The organism is Streptomyces sp. 15-116A, from assembly GCF_025290915.1.
In the GTDB taxonomy this organism is placed as follows: domain Bacteria; phylum Actinomycetota; class Actinomycetes; order Streptomycetales; family Streptomycetaceae; genus Streptomyces.
The window spans coordinates 1-4,542 of the sequence record NZ_JAOCQE010000397.1 but is presented as its reverse complement, the minus strand read 5'-3'; the positions used below and the strand labels follow the sequence as shown (position 1 = coordinate 4,542).

Below are 4,542 nucleotides of genomic sequence, written 5' to 3'. Positions count from 1 at the left end.
AGACCAGCCCAAGGGCCACCACGTCACCGTCCCCGTCTGAGGCGTCGTCGGCGGTCGTCGCCCGCGGGTCCGGGTGCGGGACTTGGGCACGCTGCGGCGGGGAGGGGCGGCGCGGCGTCTGCCGCGGGACTGCTGCGCGGTGCGGTGAGGCGCTCGGAGTGCTCGGCGCACAGGTCGTAGCAGTGGGGTTCGGCGTAGGTCGCGAGGGGGCCGAGGACCGCGGTCGAGTCGGCGTAGACGTACGTCAGCGTCGCGACGGCGGGACGGCCGCAAGCGGTGCGCGAACAGCGACGTACAGGGCTCACGACGTTGGACGGTACCGCACTCTTGAGCGGGCCGCGACGACTCTCCACCAGGTCACTCCCCCGTGTCGTGGTGTGAGACGCCGCACACCCTGCCGTGGGGCCGGGTCTGTGACCTGGCGGGACGGGGGTGTGCGGGGCGGTGGGTGATTCTGATTGCGGTCACCAGATGGTGCAAACTCCGTCAATTGCCGTGAGATCACCGGTCTCGGAGAGATACGGAATCGAGCCCGACCTTGGCTGAAATGGTCAGGTGGTGACATGCCGCGGGGAGGGGTGCGGGGTCGGGCATGTGGGGGCGGTGGCGACTACCCTGCACAGTGATGGACAACCCTGTGACGCCCCGTGCCGCCGCCGGCCCCGGGCCCCGACGTCGTGATCGCCACGGAAGGGGCATGCGGGGGCCGATCGCACCGCCGCAGGTGCCGCTGGCGGCGAGCAGGGCGGAGACGTTCGCGGATCTCGTTCAGGACTCTGTGGAGCGGCTGGAGCGGCGGTGGCCGCAGTTGGCCGACATCGATTTCCTGGTCCTTGAGGTGCCGCGACTGGACGGGGCGGGTGGAGGCGGGCCCGTCGCCGGGTGGAGCGACGAGGCCGTTCCGCTGGGCGGGAGTGTGCCTGCCCGGGAGGGGCGGCCCGCGCGGGTGGTGATCTACCGGCGGCCGGTGGAGATCCGCACCAAGGGGCGTGACGAGCGGGCCGCGCTGGTGCACGAGGTCGTGGTGGAGCAGGTCGCGGAGCTGCTGGGGCTGACGCCGGAGACGGTGGATCCCCGGTACGGGGAGGATTAGGTCTCTCTCTGGAGGTCTGTCTCTGGAGGTCTATCTCTGGAGGATCGACAGATCCTGCTGCGCCTCCGGAACCGCCACCATGCCCCTGTCGTCCGGGAGGGTCTGGGTGGTGAAGGCGCTGTCCTCCGCTGTCAGGGTCCGGGTCGCGTAGACCGGGGTGCCCGTCTGCGGTTCGATCGTCAGGGCGTACGTGCCCTTCGTGTCGGCCGGTGTGGGCGGAGTGATCGTCTGGGTCGTGCCGGACTTGATGGTGTACGTCTTCGACGTGGGGCTGCCGTTCTCCGGGGAAGCGGTGACCTTGACCTTCGCCGTGCCGTCGGGGGCGGTCAGCGAGAGGGTCGTCGTCTTGGCGGTGTTGCCCACGGCTGTGGCGCGGGTGCCGACCGGGCGGGCCGCCGCGATGAAGGACGACTCCTGGGTGTCGCCCTTGCCGCGCAGGACGCGGACCGCCGCGACCACCGGGACCGAGCGGTCCGTGGGAGTCAGGACGAGGGAGCCGGGCTCGCCCCGGGTGATGTCGCCCAGGTCGACGGCGGCCGTCATGCCGCCCTTGACGTGCAGGGTCTCGTGTCCTGCCGGGGTGATCGAGCCGGTGGGAGAGGCCAGGCGGACCTTCAGGTCGGCATCCGTGTCGCCGGGCGCGAAGGCGACCAGGCGTACGGCGGTGGCGTCCTTCGGGATGCCGGGGATGATCAGGCTGCCCGCCGGGTCGGTGGACGCCGCCAGCCAGTCGCCGCCGAGCTTGTCGTCCAGGGCCTGTACGGCCGCGCCGACCCTGCCGCTGCGGACGACGACGTGCACCGTGACGTTGGTCTGCTGCTCCTCGGTGAGCGTGGACAGCAGGACCGGCTCGCTGGAGTGCGCCGGGACGGTGATGCCCTCCGCCACGGTGGACTTCAGGGCGCCGTCCTTGCCGTAGAGCTCGATGTCCACCACGGCTGCCGAGTCGTCCGGGTTGGTCAGGTGGACGTAGTCGGTGCGGTCGGAGGACGTGCTGGTGCCGGGGAACCAGAACTCGGTGTCCGGTGCCGTGCAGGTGACGCCCTGCAGGCCGCGGCCCGTGCCCGCGGTGACCTCGGTGGTCTGCTGCACGGTCCAGCCCGGTGCGAAGCGGCCCTCGGCGGTGCCGATGAGGGCGGGGGCCTCGCCTCCGGAGACGTCGGCGCTGGACTGCTTACCGGGTTCTCCCGGTTCGAGGGCGGGTTTCTGCGGCTTCTTCCGGGTGTCCGACTCGGCGTCGGTGTCCGAGTCGGTGCGGGCCGGCTGGAGTTCCGCTGTGCCCTTGCTCTCCGCGCCCTTGGTGACGGGGGTGAAGGACGTGTACGTCGTCTCGGCCAGGTCGGAGGTGCTGGGCGACGGGCAGAGCAGGCTGGTGCGTTCCACCGGGAGGTGGGCCGCCGTACGGGCCGGGTCGTCCGTGGTGGCCTGGTCCGGGGTGATGAGGGCGGCGAAGCCCGTCACGGCGGTGAGTGCGGTGGCACCTGCGATCAGGGACAGGGTCGTGCGGTTCACTGCTGGCTCCCGTCGGGACGCTCACTGCCCGTGGGGTCGTACGGCATGTCGTAGCCGTGGGTGTAGGTCTGGTCGTACGTCGTCGTCTGGTCGTACGCGTACGGGTCGTACGTGCCCTGGTAGGGGTACTGCTCGGGGTACGTCGCGTACTGCTGCTGGTACTGGGGCGCCTCGTCGGGGTACGGCGCCGGCTGCCGGGTGTCGTGGGTGGGCTGCCAGGTGTCGTGGGTGGGCTGGGCAGGGATCGGCGCGGGGGCTTCCTGCTGTTCGGCCTGGGCGCGCAGGCGGCGGGCGCGGCGGCCCTCTCCGGTGGGCGCGGGGGCCGGTTCCTCGGGCAGGTCGTCGTCGATGTCGCGGCGGCGGCCGGGCAGGGCCAGGACGATCAGGACGACGGCGAGGAAGCCCTGGGCCCACAGCCACGCGGTGTGGGTGATCGGGTCGTCGTAGGTGACGTCCAGGCGGCCGCCGGAGGCGGGGAGTTCGAAGCCCTGGGCCCAGCCGTCGACCGTGGTGCGGGGCAGTGGCCGGCCGTCCAGGGTGGCGGTCCAGCCGTCGGCGGCGGAGTCGGCGAGGCGCAGGACCCGGCCGTCGGGGCCGCTCGGGATGGTCGTGTGGATCTCCACCGGGCCCGCCGCGACGGGCTTGGTCTCCTCGGCGGAGACGATCGTCGCGCGGGAGACCTGCCGGTCCACCCGCCACAGGGCGCCGCCGGCCTGCTGGCTGAGCCTGGTCAGGCCGGGGGTGGCGTCCAGGACGCGGGTGACCTCGCGGGGGGCGCCCTGGTGGACGAGGACGTAGCGGACGGCGAACGTGCCGAGCTGGGCGGCCTGGTCGGCGCCGGAGCCGGCGACGAGGTTGGCGACGACCTTGTCGAGTCTGCTGTTCTCGCCGTCGGAGCCGGCCAGTTCGGCGTCGCCCATGCGGGCGCCGGAGCCGCGGACCAGCATGTAGCCGACGTGGGCGGCGGATTCGCTGTCCAGAACGAGGGTGCGGGCCTGGTCCCGGGTGTTGCTCTCCTCGGCGACGAACGCGGGCACCTGGACGGGGTCGCGGCGCTCCAGCGGGCCGTCGGCGCCGCGGAGCATCCAGCCGGCGGCGAGCAGCAGCGGGCCGGCGGCGCAGGCCAGGGCGATCAGCGCGGCGACCGGCTGGCGCCAGCCGAAGCTCTGCTCGGCGACCCGCGCGCGTGCCCCGTCGGCGCCGAGGACGGCGGCTGCGAGCAGGGCGATGCCGTAGACGAGGGTGGCGGGTCCCGCCCAGGTGGAGCCGTTGGACAGCACGGCGAAGACGAGGCCCGCCACCGCGGTCACCCAGGCGGTGCGGACCGCGGCCTGCCGCTCGGTGCGCAGCAGGGCCGCGAGGGCGGCGAGCACCAGGCCGATGAGCATCAGACCGCTGAAGGTGCCCGGGCCTCCCGGGTTGGCGCCGAGCAGATCGAGGGCGGAGGCGGCGGAGGGGCCGTACTCCAGTCCGGCTTCGCGGAAGAAGCCGAAGGGGAGGAGGGAGAGCGACCAGGGGGCCAGCAGCAGGAGCGGGGTGCCCAGTTGGGCGAGGAGGCGGGGGGCGTAGGCGGTGAGCTCCGCGCGGCGCAGGGCCAGCACGCCGAGGCCGAGGACCAGGGCGATCGGCCACACGACCGGGGTGAACGCCGTGGCGATGGTGAGCAGCAGCGCGTACGCCCAGGTGGCACGCCAACTGCCGCGGGCACCCGTGCTGTTGGCCAGGCCGCTCGCGGCGATGCCCGCGCGGGCGATCAGGGGCAGCAGGACGGCGAGCACCGCGGTGCCGACGCGGCCCCCGGCGAGGGCACCGGTGGCGGCGGGCAGGAAGGCGTAGGCGACGGCCGCCCAGGCGCGCAGCAGTCGGGAGGTGACGAGCGGGCGGGAGGCGAAGTACGCGGTGATGCCGGCGAGCGGGACCGAGCACACCAGAAGGAT

At 73.3% G+C, this 4,542-nt stretch carries 3 protein-coding genes and 1 pseudogene; 1 reads left to right on the top strand and 3 read right to left on the bottom strand.

All coding sequences use genetic code 11. The features are described 5' to 3' along the window. Positions 1-23: 23 nt before the first annotated feature. A complete protein-coding gene (locus tag N4P33_RS33130) occupies positions 24-353 on the bottom strand; it encodes a DUF3499 family protein (RefSeq protein ID WP_399030574.1) in 330 nt (109 codons plus the stop codon). Positions 354-625: 272 nt separating this feature from the next. On the opposite strand from N4P33_RS33130, the gene N4P33_RS33125 reads away from it, so the two are divergent. Beyond that, entirely contained in the window at positions 626-1,093 is a 468-nt protein-coding gene (locus N4P33_RS33125; protein WP_260830634.1) for a metallopeptidase family protein, read from the top strand. Between the two features lie 30 nt (positions 1,094-1,123). On the opposite strand, the gene N4P33_RS33120 is transcribed toward N4P33_RS33125, so the two are convergent. After that, complete coding sequence (locus N4P33_RS33120; RefSeq protein ID WP_260830633.1) at positions 1,124-2,605, bottom strand: DUF5719 family protein; 1,482 nt, start codon at positions 2,603-2,605, stop codon at positions 1,124-1,126. Further along, a pseudogene (locus N4P33_RS33115) lies at positions 2,602-4,542 on the bottom strand (family 2 glycosyl transferase); the annotation flags it as partial. The pseudogene N4P33_RS33115 and the gene N4P33_RS33120, both read right to left, overlap by 4 nt.